Source organism: Microvirga splendida, from assembly GCF_016427565.1.
Lineage (GTDB): Bacteria > Pseudomonadota > Alphaproteobacteria > Rhizobiales > Beijerinckiaceae > Microvirga > Microvirga splendida.
Window position 1 is genome coordinate 140,238 of sequence record NZ_JAELXT010000008.1, and the last position, 18,046, is coordinate 158,283.

Here is an 18,046-nt window from a genome sequence, read left to right on the forward strand (position 1 = left end):
CAGCCGCTCACGAAACAACAAAGGCGCCTCTCTTCGAGGCGCCTTTGTCTTGTCAGAGTTGCGGCAGGTGATGCCCGCCGCTGATCCCGCGCTCATCACCCGATCGACGCGGAAGCCTCGCGGACTTTCAGGGTGGCTGTGCTCACCAGCTCTGCGGAGCGGGCGATCTCGTTCATGCTCGCGCTGATCGAGGAGACGCTGCGCGAGGCTCCCTGCATGTTGGACGACATCTCCTGCGTCACGGCCGACTGCTCCTCCACGGCAGCAGAGATCGCAACCGAGATCTCGTTGATCCTCTGAACGGTCGAGGTGATCGCCTCGATGGCCGTCACGACCTGCTGGGTTGCGGCCTGCGTCTGCGCGATCTGCGCGCCGATCTCCTCCGTCGCCCTTGCGGTCTGCGTGGCCAGACTCTTGACTTCGGCGGCGACCACCGCGAAGCCGCGGCCGGCCTCGCCCGCCCGCGCGGCCTCGATGGTGGCATTCAGCGCGAGGAGGTTGGTCTTGGATGCGATGCTGTCGATGAGGGTGATGATCTCGCCGATCTTCTGCGCGGAGGACGAGAGCCCCGACACGATGACATTCGTCTGCCTGCCCTGCTCGACCGCCTCGTTGGAAATGGACAACGCGTGATTGACCTGCTGGCCGATCTCGTTGACGGAAGCCGCGAGTTCCTCGGCCCCTGCGGCAACTGCCTGCACGTTTCCCGACGTCTCGCTTGACGCGCCGGCTGCTCCTTCGGCTTGATCCGTGACGCCGGCGATCGCCCGCGTGATCTCGATGAGTTCGGCGGCAATCGATTTCTGAATCTCGGAGCGGCGGATCCGTTCATGCACCTGCGCGGTGATGTCGGTGGCGAACTTGATGACCTTGTAGGGACGCCCCGCCATGTCGAGGATCGGGTTGTAGGACGCCTGAATCCAGACCTCCCGACCGCCCTTAGCCATACGCTTGTACTCGGCCGACCGATACTCGCCTCGCGCGAGGGCTGCCCAGAAATCCCGGTAGTCCTGGCTGTTGCGATAGTCGGGCTCGACGAACAGGCTGTGGTGCCGCCCCTGGATCTCGTCGAGCCGGTATCCTATCGTGTCGAGGAAGTTCTCGTTGGCAGTCAGGATGGTGCCGTCGAGCTTGAAGGCGATGACCGCCTGGGAGCGATTGATGGCTTTGATCTGCCCTTCGAAATCGGCAGCCTGAAGCTTCTGCTCGGTCGTGTCCGTGGCGAACTTCACCACCTTGTAGGGCTTTCCGCCCCGATCGAGCACGGGATTGTAGGAAGCCTGGATCCAAACCTCCTTCCCGCCCTTGCCGAAGCGCCGATACTCGGCCGTCTGCGCTTCGCCCCGGTTCAGAGCGGCCCAGAACTCGCGGTACTCCGCGCTGGCCTGCTCGGCAGGGTCTACGAACAGGCTGTGGTGCCGGCCATGGATCTCCTCCAGCCGATACCCCATCGTGTCGAGAAAGTTCTCGTTGGCAGTCAGGATGGTGCCATCGAGCTTGAACTCGATGATGGCCTGAGACCGGTCCAGGGCCTCCAGCTTGTCCGACATCTCGCCGTTCGACCGAAACATAAACATTGACCACCCCCGAGGCTTGCCCATTGGCGCATCTTGGCGCCACCCTGTGGGGAGATGCGGAAGACGCTGCCGATCAGGCCGGGCAACGCGCTGACCTGAACTGGCGCCAATTTGGCCAGCAACTCCTAACAGCCCCTTAAGGCAGTGGAAGCGACGCAGAGGAACCCTCAGGTTTTACTTGGCAAAAATGCAAGTCGCTATTTGCATGCCAAATCGATGCTCAACCCAACCTTTGCGTCAGCCGAGGCTGTGAACTCGATTCCCCGGCCTTCCATGGCTCGTCTGATCGCATCGATACTTGCCTTGCGCACGATATCGCTGCCCTGAGCCTCGATACGCTTGATCGTTGTCGCGGAGATGCCCGAGGCATCGGCGAGTTCACGCACCGACCAGTTGAGCAAGGCTCGCCCGGCACGGATCTGCTCGCTTGTAAGGGGAGCCGTAAGATCGAAGGCGAGCGGCGTTGCGCCTGCGGGCGCAGAATCCGCATTCGCCCCGGCAAGTCCAACCCGTTCGAGATGATGAAGCCATAGCTCGTCGACAACCAGCCGTCCCAGGCCGGCGAGAACAGCTGCCTGATCCGGCTGGAACTCGCGCGGCTCGGTATCGATCACGCACAAGGATCCGAGCCTGATCCCAGGCTCGGTCGTCAGGGGCGCGCCTGCATAGAACCGAACCCCAGGCTCGCCTGCCACATAAGGATTGGTCGCGAGGACCCGGTCAGCCTTGGCATCGGGCACGACGAAAACCTCGTCGTGCATGATCGTATACTGGCAGAAGGAGTGCTCGCGCGCCGTGACCTGGAGATCGCCGATCCCGACGGTGGATTTGAGCCATTGCTGCGTGGCATCGAGAAAGGTCACGGCAGCGATTGGAACATTGAAGAGTTGCTGGGCCACGCGACAGATGCGGTCGAGGGAGGGAGAAGCCGGGGCATCGATGATGCCGAGCCTCCGGAGGGCGGCGAGACGCTCCACTTCGTTCGGGGGAAAAACATTTGCCATGAAACGGCCCTTGGCCCTGCCCTGAGGCAGGATGATGGCATGATCGGCGAAGGCTCCGCCATTGCTCCGTCAGGGCTGTTCCCGACGCCCCCGATAAGCCTGCGCCCCACACATCAATGCATCCTGAAACAATCCTGGGATTCAGCCGCCCCATCAAGGAAAGGCTCGGTTGCCCGAGCCTTTCCTTGATGGGGCGGACGGTGCATTTGCGCCTTACTGAAGCTGATGTCCGCGCTTGCCCATTTCCTCGCGGGCGCGGGTCATCACGAACTGAGCGGTCTGCTGCGTCCAGGTTGCGAGATCCCGAACCACGTCATCGAGGATGCCCGGCTGCACTTCCACGTACTTCTTGCCGGCCGCCGACTTGTAGAAGGCTGCGATGTCCTTCAGCTCGGCCTCGGTCATGCGGCTCGCGAAGGCTTTCGCCGCGTTGTCGACCATCTTCTGCTTCTGCTGCTCGAGTTCCGGCCGGATCTGCGCGACGACCTGCGTGAGATCCTCTTTGATTTCCGGGCGGGTCACGTTCATCTGCTGCAGCTGATCGAGGAACGGCTCGACCATGGCGTCGAACGAGCGGGTCATGCCGGAGCTGATGGCGACTTCGCGCGCGAGAGCCATGTGGCTGGCGGAAGGCTGCGCCTGGGCGAAGGCCGGGCTGACGAGCATGAACAGCGCGACGGAGGTCGCAGCCAGTCGGGAGGCGTTACGGATCATAAGTGTGGCTCCAATCGTAATGGTTTGGGTCAGAGCTGACCGAGTTCGACGAGCCCGTCAGCCGTAGCGAGGATCGCGCCGGTGGCCAGGCCCAGGAAAAGACCGTGCTCGACGACGCCGGGAATGTTGTTCAGCGTCGAGGCAAGCACGTTCGGCTTGTCGATGCGTCCGAGATGCGCATCGAGAATGAAGTGGCCGCCATCCGTCACGTAGGGGGCGCCGTCGGCGGCGCGCCGGAGGCGCAGCTCGCCGGTCATGGACAGGGAGTCGAGCAGCCTGGCGATGGCGCGCTCGGTGGCCGTGAGGCCGAAGGGCATCACCTCGACCGGGAGCGGAAAGCGCCCGAGCTTCTGGACCCGCTTGGACCCGTCTGCGATGACGATCATCCGCTGGCTCGCGGAAGCCACGATCTTCTCCCGCAGGAGCGCACCGCCACCGCCCTTGATGAGGCGCAGGTCGTCGTCGAGTTCGTCGGCCCCGTCGACCGTCAGGTCGAGATCGGGGGTCTCGTCGAGGGTGGTCAGGGGAATGCCCTCGCGCTGGGCCTGATCGCGGGTCGCCTCGGAGGTAGGAACGCCTACGACCTTCAGTCCGCCCCGGACGCGCTCACCGATGGCCGCGACGAAATGCGCCGCCGTCGAGCCGGTGCCAAGCCCCAGCCTCATCCCGTCGGTGACGAGTTGGGCCGCCCTTTCGGCTGCTGCGCGCTTGAGAGTGTCGCTCACGGAAATCCTCTAACACAATGGAGGCGCCCGGCCGGAGGGCCGTATGACCCGCCTCTAGCATGACGGAGCGCCTGGAAGAAAGAACGTTTCATGGATGAGCAGACCCTGGAGCCCCGGCCAGGGCCTCAAGGGCGCTGCGGCGAGGCTCCCGTGCCTGAACTGACGCTGGGCGTGGCCACGGGAGCGGCCGCCGAGGAGGTCGCCGGCGACGGCGTGGTCTGCGGGGTGCACACCACCCGCTCGTCGAACACGTAGCAGATGCTCATCTGGCCCGTCCGGTAATTGACCCGGAACACACCCCCTTCCCGCTCGTGGCGGGAGGCGACCAGCCCGTACTCGCCAGGAGCCTGGGGACCGGCGCCCTCGCCCGCGCTGAAGCACAGGGTCACGCCGATCGTGCCCTCCTGGAGGCCATATTGGCAGGAGCTGACCTCGCCGGTGATCCGATCGATCCTATAAATACGGTTCAGGTCGGTTTGGGGAGCGGGAACGAAATCATAGGATGCGGCCAGGGCGGGACCTTCGAGGCCCCCCAGCGCCAGGGCTGCAACAAAAAACGCCGCGGTACCAAAGGGCCGCATTCAACACTCCATTCGGTAAGAACGAATCAACCATAGGACCTTATCATCCCCATGCTTGATTCCCTTGCCCGCAGCAGGTAGCCGACCTTCATGGCCATTGATACCCCGCACAATGTCTCGCCCATCGCCGTCTTCGACCTCGATGGAACCCTGGCAGACACGGCCGCCGACCTCGTCGGAACCCTGAACGTGATCCTCGATCGCGAGGGATTGGCGCCCCTGCCGGTCAGGAAGGCGCGCGACATGATCGGCGCCGGCGCCCGCGCGTTGATCCAGCGCGGCTTCGAGGCGGCCGGCAAGGAGCTGACGCCGGATTACCTCGATGAGCTGTTCCGGCAGTTCATGATCCATTACGGGGAGAACATCTGCGTCCGGACCCGGCTCTATCCCGGTGTGGCCGAGGCCCTCGACCGGCTGGAGGAGGCAGGATTCATCCTGGCGGTCTGCACCAACAAGGTCGAAGAGCATTCGGTGAAGCTGCTGCAGGAGCTAGGGGTCGGCCACCGTTTCGCAGCCAATTGCGGGCGCGACACCTTCCGTTACTTCAAGCCGGACCCACGCCACCTCACCCTGACCATCGAGCGGGCGGGCGGCAGCCCGCGCCGGGCCGTCATGATCGGGGATTCCCGCACCGATATCGTCACTGCGAAGAATGCCGGCATTCCGGTGATCGCCGTGCCTTTCGGCTATACGGACGTTCCGGTTCGGGAGCTTGGGCCGGATCTCGTCATCAAGCACTTCGATGAGCTGTTTCCCGCCATCCAGCGCCTCATGAGGCCGCTCGCGGCCTGACACGAAAGCCGCCGCGCGTGCGCTCAGGGCGCCCACGATAATGTGAATCTTGTTATCAGGAAGGAAATGGTGGGCGCGACAGGGATTGAACCTGTGACCCTTCGCGTGTGAAGCGAATGCTCTCCCGCTGAGCTACGCGCCCTGACAAGGGCCTTCTAAAGGCGCAGAACCCTCTGCGTCAAGCCAAAGAAGCTTCCAAACCGGCAAGTATTTTGCAGTACGAATTGTGGCAGCCTGGCTTTAACCGTCCGGTTACGACGCGGCGAGATTGTGGCGGAACCACACTAGGATTTTATAGCAGAACCCTGATAATCCGTGGATCCCAAGCGGGGCTGTTGCGTTGAGCAAGGACGAACCCGCCACCAAACATGTTCAGACAGAGGCAAATATGGGACGCACTCGCGCTGCCCTCGCTGGGTTTGCTTGCGCCTTCGTGGCGCTGGCGACGCCGGCTGCGGCATTTACGGCTATCGATCCTCTCACCCGCCAGCCGCTCTACAGCGCTGAGGAAACCTATCGGGCGCAGGCTTCCGCAGTCCCGCGCGAGATCGTCTCCTTCAACGGCCGCTATGCGCCAGGCACCATCGTGGTCTCCACCAGCGAGCGCCGCCTCTGGTACGTGCTCGGCAACGGCCAGGCCGTGCAGTACGGCGTCGGCGTGGGCCGTCCGGGCTTCACCTGGTCGGGCACCCATTCGGTCACCATGAAGCGCGAATGGCCGGACTGGCGCCCCCCGGCGGCCATGCTCAAGCGCCGTCCCGACCTGCCCCGCTACATGAAGGGCGGGCCGGACAACCCGCTCGGCGCCCGCGCCCTCTATATCGGCAGCACCATCTACCGCATCCACGGCTCGAACGAGCCGGAGACCATCGGCGAGGCGGTCTCCTCGGGCTGCATCCGCATGACCAATGAGGACGTTACCGACCTCTACAACCGCGCCAAGGTCGGCGCCCGGGTCGTGGTTCTTCGGTAAGAAATTGCACAAACGCATCATGGCCGGGCCTGTCCCGGCCATTTTCGTTTCAGTCCGTCACCGCATTCGGTCGCGCGACAACCCCTTGGCGACCAGCTCGTCGAGATAGGCCTGCCACTTCTCCCCCTGCTCCGCTCCGAGCCGGTAGAGATAATCCCAGCCGTAGATCCCGGTGTCGTGCAGGTCGTCGAAGACCAGCTTCACGGCATAATTGCCCACTGGCTCCACGCCGACGATCTCCACATCCCGCTTGCCCGGCACAGTCTTGCGCTCGGCGGGGCTGTGCCCCTGCACCTCGGCCGAGGGGCTTGTGACCCGCAGGTACTCGGCGGGCAGGTCGAAAGCCGTGCCGTCCTCGAAGGCGACATGGAGGCTGCGCCTGTCCTTGGACAGCCGAAGCTCCGTCGGCCAGCGCTCAGTTGCCATGATCTCACCCTTTTCCCGGTTGCAATTGACGCTACGTGCTTGATGATGAGGGTTGAGGCAAGGATTCCCGTGAACGAGAGCGTATCCGCCATGAGAGCCAGTCCGGCTCAGCTTGAGACTTCCGCGACAGGTCATTCCCTCGTCGACCCCTTCGGGCGGGCGATCACGTATCTGCGCGTCTCGGTGACGGACCGCTGCGACTTCCGCTGCGTCTACTGCATGTCCGAGGACATGGCCTTCCTGCCCAAGCGCGACCTGCTGACCCTGGAGGAGCTCGACCGCATCTGCTCGGCCTTCGTGGCCCGGGGCGTGCGCAAGCTGCGGATCACCGGCGGCGAACCCCTGGTGCGGCGGGACATCATGACCCTGTTCGGCTCTCTCTCCCGCCATCTTGATTCGGGCGCCCTCGACGAGCTCACCGTCACCACTAACGGCTCGCAGCTCGCCCGCCATGCCAAAGATCTGGCCGCCTGCGGCGTCAGGCGCGTCAACGTCTCCCTCGACACCCTCGACCCGGACAAGTTCCGTGCCATCACCCGCTGGGGAGACCTGGGCAAGGTGATGCACGGGCTCGATGCCGCTCAAGCGGCCGGGCTGAAGGTCAAGATCAATGCCGTCGCGCTGAAAGGCGTCAACGAGGACGAACTGGAAACCCTGCTCGAATGGGCCCATGGCCGCGATATGGACCTGACGCTCATCGAGGTGATGCCGCTCGGAGAGATAGACGGCCAGCGCATCGACCAGTTCCTGCCCCTCTCCACGGTCCGCACCCGCCTCGCTGGGCGCTATACGCTGGAAGATCTCGACGACCGCACGGGCGGTCCGGCCCGTTATGTGCGGGTGAAGGAAACCGGCGGCCGGCTCGGCTTCATCACGCCGATGACCCACAATTTCTGCGAAAGCTGCAACCGGGTGCGGGTGACCTGCACGGGTCAGCTCTTCATGTGCCTCGGCCAGGAGGATGCCGCAGACCTTCGGGCGCCGGTGCGCACCTCCGAGAGCAACGACCTGCTCGACCGTGTCATCGTCGACGCCATTGCCCGCAAGCCCAAGGGGCACGACTTCATCATCGACCGGCGCCACTCCCGCCCGGCGCTGAGCCGCCACATGAGCGTCACGGGCGGCTAGGCCAACTTTTTACTGTCGTTCGACAGTACTGAGACAGCCTGTCATTTGACTGTTCAGTATTTTCACGTGATATCGGCCTCGACCATCTGGGCTGGGCGGCTGTGAGCGTACTGAGTCTTGGACGAAAACTGGCGATTGCTGGCGGGCTGCTGCTCGGGCTGGGCATGGGCCCATGCCTGTCGCAGGCGCAGGCTCCCGCGCCGCAACCGGTGATCCGCATCGCCGTCGAGGGCGCCTATCCGCCCTTCAACTTCATCGATTCCAGCAACGAGTTGCAGGGCTTCGAGGTCGATCTGCTCAAGAGCCTGTGCGAGGTCATGCAGGTTCGGTGCGAGCTCGTTCAGCACGAATGGGACGGCATCATTCGCGGCCTCCTGGACCGGGACTACGATGCCATCATGTCGTCCATGGAGATCACGGAGCGGCGCCGGAAGCGGATCGCCTTCTCCGACCCCTATTACCGCGTCCCGGCGATCTTCATCGGCTCGAAGGAGACCGCTCCGGGCGAGGTCTCGCCGGCGGCCCTCGCCGGCAAGACCATCGGCACGACGGACCGCAGCGACCACGAAACCTATCTCCGGGAGTTCTACAAGGACTCGCAGATCGAGGTCTATGCCAAGCCGGACGAGGCCAACCTCGACCTCTTGGTCGGGCGCGTCGATGCGGTCTTCGGCGACAAGCGCCTGCTGACCCGGTTCCTGGAAAGCCGCGAGGGCAGTTGCTGCCACATCCTCGGCGACACGCCCAAGAACCCGGCCTACCGGCACCAAGCCTACGGCATCGGCCTGCGCAAGGACGACGAGGCCCTGCGCGAGCAGTTCAACCGCGCCATCGCTCAGGTGCAGGCCGACGGCACCTATGACCGGATCCGGGCCAAATATTTTTCCTTCGACATCAAGTAGTGCCGTTTGACCCTGGCCTCCTCTCTTCCTAGAACCGAAGGAGGATTTCAGGGAGCGGACGATGGCGAAGGTTGCATTCCTCGGACTTGGCGTGATGGGCTACCCCATGGCGCGTCACCTCAAGGAGAAGGGCCATGAGGTGACGGTCTACAACCGCACCTCCGCCAAGGCGGACAAGTGGGTGTCGGAGAACGGCGGACGCGCCGCCAGGACCCCGCGCGAAGCGGCCGAGGGCCAGGAGATCGTCTTCGCCTGCGTCGGCAACGACGACGACCTGCGCCAGGTGACGCTCGGGGAGGACGGCGCCTTCCAGGGCATGGGTAAGGGCGCCATCTTCGTCGATCACACCACGGCTTCCGCGGAAGTGGCGCGCGAACTCTACGCCGCCGCCCAGGAGAAGGGCTTCGCCTTCATCGACGCCCCGGTGTCGGGCGGCCAGGCGGGTGCCGAGAACGGCGTCCTCACGGTGATGTGCGGCGGCGATGCCGAGCCTTACGGAAAGGCAGAGCCGGTGATCATGAGCTTCGCCCGCGCCTGCCGCCTGCTCGGCCCCGCCGGCTCCGGCCAGCTCACCAAGATGATCAACCAGATCTGCATCGCCGGCCTCGTGCAGGGGCTGGCCGAGGGCATCCATTTCGGCAAGAAAGCCGGCCTCGACATCGAGGCCGTGCTCGAGGTGATCTCGAAGGGCGCCGCCGGCTCCTGGCAGATGGAGAACCGCGGCAAGACCATGAACCAGGGCAAGTTCGACTTCGGCTTCGCCGTCGACTGGATGCGCAAGGACCTGTCCATCGTGCTGGGCGAGGCGCGCAAGAACGGCGCCAGCCTCCCGGTCACGGCCATCGTCGACCAGTTCTACGCGGACGTGCAGAAGATGGGCGGCAAGCGCTGGGATACGTCGAGCCTGATCGCGCGCCTGGAGAAGTGAGGCGCGGCCCACCATTCCAAATGAAGAAGCCGGAGCGCTAAGGCTCCGGCTTTTTTTGTTTTGAGGCGTCAGCGCTCCTGCGGACAGGGGCGTCCGGGCTGGCAGCGCTGGGCGCGGCCTTCTCCGCCCTGGCGCCTCGGGCCGTCGAAGGAAGGCCGGTCGCGGGATGGCCTGTCCATGTCACGCCCCGGGCGGGGCTGGTCGAAGCCTCTCGGCTGTTCGCGGAAAGCCCGCTCCACCCGCGCGGGAGCTTCCATGCGGGGCTCTGGCCGCTCCATCCGACGGGGCGCGGGGCGCTCCTCGAAGAGCTGGCGGGCGCGCCTCTCGGGCCGGTCGATCTCCCTGGGCGCAACATCGCGGAAGGGACGCTCCGGGCGCAGCTCATCGCGAGCAGCAGGCCGCATCGCACGGGCAGGCCTCTCCTCCCGGTCCGGCCTCTCCACGGATGCGGGCCGCTCAGGACGCCGGTGGGGCGCCTCATCGCTGTCACGACCGGGCCGGCGTTCCTCGATCCGGGGCAGCCCGATCACAGGGTCGAGTCTCCGGTCGGGCCTGATGCGCGGTTCGCGGCGTTCCGGCTCCCGGGCCGCTCTGTCCCGATCCGGACGCTCGCGCTCGATCTCGATCCGCGGCCGGTCGAGCCTCGGCTGACGGGGCAGAATCTCATCCCCATCGAGGCGCCGGTCTCGCGGACGTGCGGCATCCCGAACGGGAGCGTCGGGCCGGATATCGCGCTGGCCGCGATCCCGACCGGGGCGCTCCCTCGGCTCCACGATCTCGGGCCGAACGGGACGGGGACGCCCCTCCTGCTCGCCGATCAGCGGAATCCTTCGCGAGGGAATGCGGTCCGGCCGCATGCGCGGGCGCTCGCCGGAACGGACGTCCCTCTCCTCGCGGGGCGCCCGCGGATTGACGGCCACCGGAATCGGCTCGAGGGGCGCAGCCAGCCCTGGCTGGCGCGGCACGCGGAGCCGCTCGTCGCGCGGGTAGCGGCGCGGACCGGGGAGAGGCTCGTCCCTGCGGTCGAATACATAGGGAGCCCGCACGGGGATGGCGACCGGGCCTCTCGGCGTCCTGGGTGCGATCGGCTGGTAGAAGTAGCGCGGCGGGCGCGCCCGATACGGCACCGGAATCGGATACGGGATCGGCAGCACACCGGCCATGATGGGCGGCGGCGGCGGCTCGCGGATGATGGTGATGAAGTCCTCGTCGTCCTCGTCCCAGCGCGGCAGGAGATAGACCGGCACGCGCGGCGGCGGCACCTCGCGAATGATCGTCACAACCTCTACGATCTCGATCCGCTCGACCTCCGGCAGCGGCGGCGGGAGATCCTCATAGACCACCTCCTCGAAGAAAGCCGGCGGGGCATAGGGCGCGGACAGGCGCGCGAGCCTGCGCCGGCAATCGGCCGCATGCGGCCCCTTCGGGTAGGCGCGCAGATAGGTCCAGTAGGCCTCGCGCGTGTTGCGCGCGACGGTGCGGCGCCAGACGACCGCTTCGCGGCGGGCGGCGAGCAGCGCAGTCACGCGGCGGGCAAGGCGATGGTCGGGATAGCGGCGCAAGAACTCCTGATAGGCCGGAATCGTGTCGCGCTCGACCGCGATGGCATAGGCCTCCTCGGCCGGGACTTCCTCTATCCGGCGCACCTCGCGAACGAGGGGCGCTGCGGCCGCCTCGACCTGCTCGAAATAGACGAAGGAGGCATCGCGGAGATTGGCCGAATGCCACGGGATCTGCAGGCCGTTCGTGGCTTCGTGGGTGCGCAGGCGCGTGCGGGCGAAAACCTCGTCGAGGGGCAGGCCCGGCTGACGGATCATTTCCGCAAGCGCCGTGGCATAGGCGCCGTAGGGGCCCTGGCCATCACCGGCGACGATATTGGGCGCCGAGGAGAAGGCCATCAGGAAGCCAGAGGGCGGCTCGACGAGAGCCAGCCCCTTGGCGAGCGGCTCGCCCGTGGAGGAGAGCGGGTAATCCCGCGCCATGTCGGCCACGACCACCCTCACCTTGGCCGGGCTCTGCTCAAGGGCCCGGACGAGATCGGAGAGACGGAAGCCTTCGATGGGAATGTCCGCGTCGCGCTGAATGCGGGCGTCGACGGGCAGCAGGTAGTTGTCGCCTTCGAGCTGGACGCCATGCCCGGCGACATAGACCATCACCGTGGAGCCGGGCTCCAGATTCTCGGCCTTGTCGAGGAAGTCCCGGACGAGGCTGCGCAGGTCGCTGGCGTTGAGATCGCGGCCCTGGACGACCTCGAACCCGGCGCTGGTCAGGGTCTGGGCGATGAGGCCCGCATCGTTCGCGGCGGTCGGAAGCTGGCGCCCCTCATAGGCGCCCTGCCCGAGCACAAGGGCGAGGCGGTCCTGGGCAAGGGCGGCCGAGGCCTGACCAAGAGCAGCCGTCAGGGTCAAGGCAGCAAAAACGATAGCACGTTTCAGGGAAAGCACGGTTCACGCCCCTCTTCGACCCGCTTCTGCGGGATGATGCTGCCAGAAAAGGCCAAGTCAGTTGAATGGGCCGTGAACAAACGGGGACAATCGCCGCAGAAGCGGGTCGTCACCGCCGGGTCATGGTGAGGTAGACCACGAAGGCACCGATGGCGAGCGCAAGGCCCATGATCGCCATCTGCCGGGTCTCGCCCGTCAGCGCCGCGTCCCGGTACATCTGCGACATCCGTTCGGCGCGTTCGGGGTCGCGGGACATGAACATGCCGATCACGATGCTCAAGGTGGCGAGACCGAGGATCCAGTAGGTGGGGCGCATGGCTCTCTTCCTCTCACCGTCCCTGGAACCGAGGAGGACGCTTCTCGCGGAAGGCCGCGACGCCCTCCATGAAGTCGTCGCTCGATCCCGCTTCGCTCTGCAGCTTCGCCTCCAGCTTGAGCTGGGCCTCCAGGTCGTTCGACAGGCTCTGCGCCACCGCCTGCTTGGTCAGGCGATACGACAGCCCCGGCCCGGCCGCGAGCTTGGCCGCGAAGGCCGCCACGTCGACCGCGAAGGAGGCATCGTCGAACACCTTGTAGACGAGGCCCATGCGTTGCGCCTCCTCGGCCGGAACGGCCTCGGCGCTGAGCATGAGGGCGAGCGCCATCTTCGGGCCGATCAGGCGCGGCAGGATCCAGGTTCCGCCGGCATCGGGGATCAGGCCGATCTTGGAAAACGCCTCCTGCAGATAGGCGGAACGGGCCGCCACGACGATGTCGCAGGCCAGCGCGATGTTCATGGAGGCCCCGACGGCCGGTCCGTTGAGAGCCGCGATGGTCGGCTTCGAATAGCCGGAGAGCCTGAGGATCAGGGGATTGTAGTCGCGCTCCAGGGCAGGCCCTAGGTCGAGCCGCCCCTGCTCGTCGCGCTTCAGGTCGACCGTCAGGTCCTGGCCCGAGGAGAAGGCACGCCCCTCCCCGGTCAGCACCAGCACGCGCACATTGTCGTCCCGCTCGCACTGATCGAGCGCCTCGCGCAGCTCGGCATGCATGGTGGCGTTGAAGGCGTTCATCTTGTCGGGCCGCGCGAGGGTGATCGTCGCGACCGGTCCGTCGACGGTGCAGCGCAGGGTCGTCGGGCTCATGCTGTCAAAGCTCCTTATCGTCGAACCTGAACATAGTACGGATCTCCGAGCGGAGAACCGGCAAAAGCTCCGCTTCGAACCAGGAATTAGTCTTAAGCCAGCCGTTGTTGCGCCAGGAAGGGTGCGGCAGCGGCAAAATGCGGGGCTTTTGCGGATTCTCAAGGATCTCGCGCCAGCGCCTCACCGTCTCGGTGAGCCCGTCCTTGAAGTTGTCGCCGAGGTGCCACGCCTGCGAGTACTGGCCGATCAGCAGGACGAGATCGAGGTCCGGCATCGCCGAAAAGAGCGGCCGGCGCCAGGCCTCGGCGCATTCCCGGCGCGGCCCGAGATCGCCGCCCTTCGCATCCTGGCCGGGAAAGCAGGAGCCCATCGGCACGATGGCGACCTTCGCGGGATCGTAGAAAACCGCCTCGTCCATGCCGAGCCACGAGCGCAGCCGCGAGCCCGAGCGGTCTGCGAACGGAATGCCGCTGGCATGGGCCCGCGTGCCGGGCGCCTGGCTGGCGATGCACAGGCGCGCCGTGGCGCTGCCCTGGAGGATCGGGCGCGGCTCGTGCGGCAAGGCTGTGCCGTAACGGGGCGCATCGCGGCAGATGCGGCAGGCCCGCAACTGCGCGGCGAGATCTTCGAAATTCGTCGAGGGATTCATCCCCGTCAGATGGGGATCGAGGCCGGCCGTATCGAGACCACGGGTTGAGGCGGATCAAGGCATGCGCGTCTGGCGACGCTTACAAGGATGCCATGATCGATGTGCTCACCTTCGTCCCGGCCGTGGCCGCCATCCTGGCGACGCCGGGTCCGACCAATACGCTGCTCGCAAGCGCGGGCGCGCAGGCGGGCTTTCGCCATTCGCTGCCGCTCGTGCCTGCGGAGCTGTTCGGCTATGCCCTCGCGATTGCCGGGTGGGGCCTGTTTCTGGAGCCGGCCTCGGCTGCCTTGCCCTGGCTGAAGCCGGCCCTCCGGCTCGCCTGCGCGGCCTATCTGGTGGCCGTCGCGTGGGGCTTGTGGTCGAGGGCGGGAGAGGCGCTGGGCGGATCCGGCTTCGGCACCCGCCGGGTCTTCACGGCGACATTGCTCAATCCCAAGGCGCTCCTGTTCGCCGCCGTGATCTTTCCCGAAGCGGCCTTCCGGAGCTCAGCCGCTTTCCTGCAGGCGATGGCGATCTTCACGGCCGTGATCGTGCCGATTGCGGTGGCGTGGATCGGCTTCGGGTCGGCGCTGTCGCGACCGGATTTCCTCATCCGGCCGCAAACCCTTCAACGGGGTGCAGCCCTTGTCCTGCTCACCTTCTCGGCCTCGCTCGGAGCAGCCGCGCTCGGCTGACGTCACCGGCCCTGGGCGTTTCTCCGCCAGTCCTGCGGCCGCTCGAACTCGCCCTCCCAGAGCCCCGCTCCCCGCTCCTGTGCGCGCGCCTCCTCGGCATCGTAATCGCGCCCGTAGGAGACGGCCCAGCCGCTCTCCACCATTCGGGTGCCGATGTCGTTCCCGTCGACGGTGCAGCGGGCGAGAATTCGCCGGTAACGGTCGCGGCCGGCGGCGCGGCAGCGCACCGTCTTAGCCGACACGATCTCGATCAGCGCCCGCCGGGCAGTCTCGCCGCAGGCATAGGAGCGGCCGGAGCGGGAGCATCGCTGCTCCATCTCGGGCGCGTCGATGCCTTTGAGGCGAATGCGGGCGTCGCCGATGCGAATCGTATCGCCGTCGGTGACCTGCGCCCGGCCTTCGAGTGTGCGATCATTGGGCTTGAGCACGAGCCCGGCCCCGCCGGCGAGCGCCAACGCGATGGCCAGGGAGGTGATGCCGCTCGGCCCGGAGCGGCGACGGGACCGTCTCACGACAGTCGCTCGGACACCCCTGCCTGCCCGAAGGTGGCCATATCGCGATGGACCGCAGCCGCGGCCTTCACGAGCCCGATCGCCAGCGCCGCGCCCGATCCCTCGCCGAGCCGCATGCCGAGCGCGAGAAGCGGGATCTTGCCGAGGCGGGCCAGCACGTCCTGGTGCGCGCCTTCGGCGCTGAGATGGCCGGCGATGCAGTGATCGATGGTCGAGGGATGAATGGCATGGAGGATGGCGGCTGCGGCCGTCGCCACGTAGCCGTCGAGCACCACCGGGATCCGCTGCAGGCGCGCGGCCAGGATCGCGCCCGCCATGGCGGCGATCTCGCGCCCGCCGATACGGCGCAGCAGGTCGAGCGGGTCCCGCAAGTTGTCGCCGTGATGGGCGATGGCCGCCTCGACGGCCGCGACCTTGCGCTTCAGACCCTCGTCGTCCACGCCCGTGCCGCGCCCGACCCAGTGCTCGGCCGGACCGCCGTACAGCGCCGTGTAGATCGCCGCCGCGACCGTGGTGTTGCCGATGCCCATTTCGCCGATGGCAAGGAGGTCCGTGCCGCCCGCAATCGCCTCCATGCCGAAGGCCATGGTGGCCACGCAGGCCTTCTCGTCCATGGCGTCCCCCTCGGTGATGTCGCCGGTCGGCATGTCGATGGCGAGGTCGAACACCTTGAAGCCCAGGCCATAGGCGGCGCAGATCTGGTTGATCGCAGCCCCGCCCGCCGCAAAGTTCTCGAGCATCTGGCGGTTCACGTCCGACGGGAAGGCCGACACGCCCTTGGCAGTCACGCCGTGGCTTGCCGCAAAGACGCAGACAAGCGGACGGTCGACGCTGGGCGTCGGCTTGGCCTGCCAGGCGGCGAGCCACTCGGCGACCCATTCCAGGCGCCCGAGGCTGCCGGCCGGCTTGGTCAGTTGCCGGTCGCGCATCCGCACAGCCTCGACGGCGACCTCGTCCGGACCCGGCATGGTCGTGATCAGGCGGCGGATATCGTCGAAAGGTGAGGACACGGCATCAGACATGGAGGGCTCCAGCCCAGGGGGCATTGCAGAACGCGAAGAGGCGTGACCTATAACGGCCCATGCACGCGGGGTGAAGCATGTCGGAGCAATTTGAGCAGGGTGAGGCGGCGCCCATGAGCGCGTGGCGGGCGGCGGCCATCGACCTAGCCCATTGCGTTCGCTTCTATTCCCGGCTTCCGGTGCCAGCCCTGCCGTGGGAGCAGGACGCCCATGCGCCGCCGAGCTTTCCGCGCCTGCTGCGCATGATTCCCGTCGCGGGCCTCGTGCTGGGCCTTCTTCCGGCAGCCGTGCTGGCCCTTGCCCTGCTCCTCGATCTCGGCCCCTGGCTTGCCGCGACCCTGTCGGTCGCCGCCATGGTGCTGACCACCGGCGCTCTTCACGAAGACGGCCTGGCCGATACCGCCGACAGCATCGGGGGCACCACCCGCGAGAAGCGCCTGGAGATCATGCGCGACAGCCGGATCGGCTCCTTCGGCGCCTCGGCCCTGGTCCTCGCGCTCGCGCTGCGGATCGGCGCCCTGGCGGCCCTGGCCACGCGGATCGACAATGGGGCCGTCGCGGCGGCAATCCTCATCGCCGCCTCCCTGTCCCGCACGGCGGGCCTGATGCCCCTCGTATTCCTGCCCCCGGCCCGCCTGGACGGCATGTCCCAGGCCGTCGGCCAGCCGGCGCGCAAGACCTTCTGGCGGGCGGGAGGAATCGCCGTCATCCTCACGGTTCTGCTCGGCGTATTTGCCGGCCTTCCGGCTGCCGGGATCATCCTGATGCTGGCGCTCTCCGGGCTTGCGGGGCTTGCCGTCACCCGCTTCGCGGCCCGCCATCTCGGCGGGCAGACGGGTGACATCGCGGGGGCCGCACAGCAGATCGCCGAGATCGCCGCGCTGATCGGCCTCTTGACCGTTCTTCCGGCGTGACGACATGAGAAGACCATGACCCGCGTTTCCAGCCCCTGCATCCGCGTCTGCACCCTCGATGCCGAAACCGGCCTGTGCGAAGGCTGCGGCCGCACGCGGGAGGAGATCACCCGCTGGTACCGCATCCCGGAAGAGGAGCGCCAGCAGATCATGGCGGAACTGCCGGAGCGGATGCGCCAGGCCTTCTCGCTCGAATCCCCCTTCGCGCCTGAACCGGGCAAGGCCGATTGATGCCGGGCATTCGCGGAGCGGGCCTTATCCTTCTCATCGGCGCCTTTCTGGTGGGGCTCTTCGCCGAGGACACTATCGGCGAGTTCTCCCCTCTGGAGGCCGCAGGGCTGCTGGCCATGGGCGGCCTCTGCCTCCTCATGGCGGCCTCCATCGTCGAGGGTTTCGCCCGCCACTGGACCTATGGGGTGCAGTCCATTGCCGTCAGCGGCGGCATCCTCATCGCCCTGCTCGTCACCTACGCGTCCCGCGACGAGTTGCAGGCCGTGATCGACCGCGCCATCGGCGACATCGCGGTCGGCCGCACCGTCACCACGCCCGAGGGCGAGGTGGTGGCCGCACGGCGGATGGACGGCAGCTTCCTGGTGCAGGGCGAGGTGAACGGCCGCGACACGCGCTTCATCTTCGACACGGGCGCCAGCACCGTGGTCCTGCGGGCGGAGAACGCCGCGACTCTCGGCTTCGACCCAGAGGACCTGAACTACTCGATCCCCGTCTCGACCGCCAACGGCGCAGCTTTGGCCGCTCCCGTGGTGATCGAGCGCCTGACCGTCGGGACGATCACGGAGCGCAACGTTCGCGCGCTCATCGCCCGCACGGGCGTGCTCCACGCGAACCTCCTCGGCATGAGCTTCCTCGAGCGCCTCGGCTCCTATGAAGTGCGCGGGAACCGGCTGATCCTGCGGGCGAGACAAGAGCCCTAGTTCGGAACCAAGACCTGCGGCCTCTCTT

General features: G+C 66.7%; 20 protein-coding genes, 1 tRNA gene and 1 pseudogene. 9 read left to right on the top strand and 13 right to left on the bottom strand.

What is annotated here, in order from left to right; genetic code table 11:
* Positions 1-95 precede the first annotated feature (95 nt).
* From JAO75_RS10705 to JAO75_RS10725, 5 genes are all read right to left on the bottom strand, one after another.
* Positions 96-1,577, bottom strand: coding sequence for a methyl-accepting chemotaxis protein (locus JAO75_RS10705; protein WP_199049029.1), 1,482 nt, complete (start codon positions 1,575-1,577; stop codon positions 96-98).
* Positions 1,578-1,774: 197 nt separating this feature from the next.
* Complete coding sequence (locus tag JAO75_RS10710; protein WP_199049032.1) at positions 1,775-2,581, bottom strand: GAF domain-containing protein; 807 nt, start codon at positions 2,579-2,581, stop codon at positions 1,775-1,777.
* 213 nt (positions 2,582-2,794) lie between these two features.
* Positions 2,795-3,295, bottom strand: a complete 501-nt coding sequence (locus JAO75_RS10715) for a DUF2059 domain-containing protein (RefSeq protein ID WP_199049034.1) — start codon at positions 3,293-3,295, stop codon at positions 2,795-2,797.
* Positions 3,296-3,324: 29 nt separating this feature from the next.
* A complete protein-coding gene (gene rpiA, locus JAO75_RS10720; RefSeq protein WP_199049036.1) occupies positions 3,325-4,020 on the bottom strand; it encodes a ribose-5-phosphate isomerase RpiA in 696 nt (231 codons plus the stop codon).
* A 125-nt stretch (positions 4,021-4,145) separates the two neighbouring features.
* Positions 4,146-4,601 carry a hypothetical protein gene (locus tag JAO75_RS10725; protein WP_199049038.1) on the bottom strand — a complete coding sequence of 152 codons (456 nt, stop codon included), beginning with the start codon at positions 4,599-4,601 and terminating at the stop codon, positions 4,146-4,148.
* 90 nt (positions 4,602-4,691) lie between these two features.
* Between JAO75_RS10725 and JAO75_RS10730 the strand changes: the two genes are divergently transcribed.
* The gene (locus tag JAO75_RS10730) at positions 4,692-5,393 is read left to right on the top strand and encodes an HAD family hydrolase (protein ID WP_199049040.1); all 702 of its coding nucleotides are present in this window, start codon (positions 4,692-4,694) and stop codon (positions 5,391-5,393) included.
* Positions 5,394-5,460: 67 nt separating this feature from the next.
* On the opposite strand, the gene JAO75_RS10735 is transcribed toward JAO75_RS10730, so the two are convergent.
* Positions 5,461-5,535: transfer RNA gene (locus JAO75_RS10735), tRNA-Val, on the bottom strand.
* A gap of 246 nt (positions 5,536-5,781) precedes the next feature.
* Between JAO75_RS10735 and JAO75_RS10740 the strand changes: the two genes are divergently transcribed.
* The gene (locus JAO75_RS10740) at positions 5,782-6,366 is read left to right on the top strand and encodes a L,D-transpeptidase (protein ID WP_199049042.1); all 585 of its coding nucleotides are present in this window, start codon (positions 5,782-5,784) and stop codon (positions 6,364-6,366) included.
* Positions 6,367-6,423: 57 nt separating this feature from the next.
* Here JAO75_RS10740 and JAO75_RS10745 read toward each other — a convergent pair whose 3' ends face one another.
* Positions 6,424-6,792, bottom strand: a complete 369-nt coding sequence (locus JAO75_RS10745; protein WP_199049044.1) for a gamma-butyrobetaine hydroxylase family protein — start codon at positions 6,790-6,792, stop codon at positions 6,424-6,426.
* 90 nt (positions 6,793-6,882) lie between these two features.
* Between JAO75_RS10745 and moaA the strand changes: the two genes are divergently transcribed.
* The 3 genes and pseudogenes from moaA to JAO75_RS10760 form a co-directional block, all read left to right on the top strand.
* Positions 6,883-7,920, top strand: coding sequence for a GTP 3',8-cyclase MoaA (moaA, locus tag JAO75_RS10750; protein WP_199049109.1), 1,038 nt, complete (start codon positions 6,883-6,885; stop codon positions 7,918-7,920).
* Between the two features lie 101 nt (positions 7,921-8,021).
* Complete coding sequence (locus JAO75_RS10755; RefSeq protein ID WP_199049046.1) at positions 8,022-8,822, top strand: transporter substrate-binding domain-containing protein; 801 nt, start codon at positions 8,022-8,024, stop codon at positions 8,820-8,822.
* A 55-nt stretch (positions 8,823-8,877) separates the two neighbouring features.
* A pseudogene (locus tag JAO75_RS10760) lies at positions 8,878-9,750 on the top strand (NAD(P)-dependent oxidoreductase); the annotation flags it as partial.
* A 68-nt stretch (positions 9,751-9,818) separates the two neighbouring features.
* Here the strand turns inward: JAO75_RS10760 and JAO75_RS10765 are convergent.
* The 4 genes from JAO75_RS10765 to JAO75_RS10780 all read right to left on the bottom strand — a co-directional run bounded on the left by JAO75_RS10765 (position 9,819) and on the right by JAO75_RS10780 (position 13,964).
* A complete protein-coding gene (locus JAO75_RS10765; RefSeq protein WP_199049050.1) occupies positions 9,819-12,194 on the bottom strand; it encodes a caspase family protein in 2,376 nt (791 codons plus the stop codon).
* A gap of 109 nt (positions 12,195-12,303) precedes the next feature.
* Positions 12,304-12,510 (bottom strand): hypothetical protein, encoded by a 207-nt coding sequence (locus JAO75_RS10770; RefSeq protein ID WP_199049053.1) that lies wholly within the window; start codon positions 12,508-12,510, stop codon positions 12,304-12,306.
* 13 nt (positions 12,511-12,523) lie between these two features.
* Positions 12,524-13,315 (bottom strand): enoyl-CoA hydratase-related protein, encoded by a 792-nt coding sequence (locus tag JAO75_RS10775; RefSeq protein ID WP_199049055.1) that lies wholly within the window; start codon positions 13,313-13,315, stop codon positions 12,524-12,526.
* 4 nt (positions 13,316-13,319) lie between these two features.
* Positions 13,320-13,964 carry a uracil-DNA glycosylase family protein gene (locus tag JAO75_RS10780; protein ID WP_199049057.1) on the bottom strand — a complete coding sequence of 215 codons (645 nt, stop codon included), beginning with the start codon at positions 13,962-13,964 and terminating at the stop codon, positions 13,320-13,322.
* A gap of 92 nt (positions 13,965-14,056) precedes the next feature.
* On the opposite strand from JAO75_RS10780, the gene JAO75_RS10785 reads away from it, so the two are divergent.
* On the top strand, positions 14,057-14,638 hold the full coding sequence (locus tag JAO75_RS10785) for a LysE family translocator (RefSeq protein ID WP_199049059.1): 582 nt from the start codon (positions 14,057-14,059) through the stop codon (positions 14,636-14,638).
* Between the two features lie 2 nt (positions 14,639-14,640).
* Here JAO75_RS10785 and JAO75_RS24830 read toward each other — a convergent pair whose 3' ends face one another.
* Positions 14,641-15,150 (bottom strand): thermonuclease family protein, encoded by a 510-nt coding sequence (locus JAO75_RS24830; RefSeq protein WP_199049061.1) that lies wholly within the window; start codon positions 15,148-15,150, stop codon positions 14,641-14,643.
* On the bottom strand, positions 15,147-16,172 hold the full coding sequence (cobT, locus tag JAO75_RS10795; protein ID WP_199049063.1) for a nicotinate-nucleotide--dimethylbenzimidazole phosphoribosyltransferase: 1,026 nt from the start codon (positions 16,170-16,172) through the stop codon (positions 15,147-15,149). Before cobT ends, JAO75_RS24830 begins: the two co-directional genes overlap by 4 nt.
* Before the next feature lie 77 nt (positions 16,173-16,249).
* On the opposite strand from cobT, the gene cobS reads away from it, so the two are divergent.
* Genes cobS through JAO75_RS10810 form a run of 3 tightly spaced genes read left to right on the top strand, consistent with a single transcriptional unit; the run spans position 16,250 to position 18,018 of the window.
* Positions 16,250-17,086, top strand: coding sequence for an adenosylcobinamide-GDP ribazoletransferase (gene cobS / locus JAO75_RS10800; RefSeq protein WP_425523173.1), 837 nt, complete (start codon positions 16,250-16,252; stop codon positions 17,084-17,086).
* Positions 17,087-17,101: 15 nt separating this feature from the next.
* Entirely contained in the window at positions 17,102-17,317 is a 216-nt protein-coding gene (locus JAO75_RS10805; RefSeq protein ID WP_199049065.1) for a DUF1289 domain-containing protein, read from the top strand.
* A complete protein-coding gene (locus tag JAO75_RS10810) occupies positions 17,317-18,018 on the top strand; it encodes a retropepsin-like aspartic protease family protein (RefSeq protein ID WP_199049067.1) in 702 nt (233 codons plus the stop codon). The genes JAO75_RS10805 and JAO75_RS10810 overlap by 1 nt, the downstream gene beginning before the upstream one ends.
* The last annotated feature ends 28 nt before the right edge of the window (positions 18,019-18,046 follow it).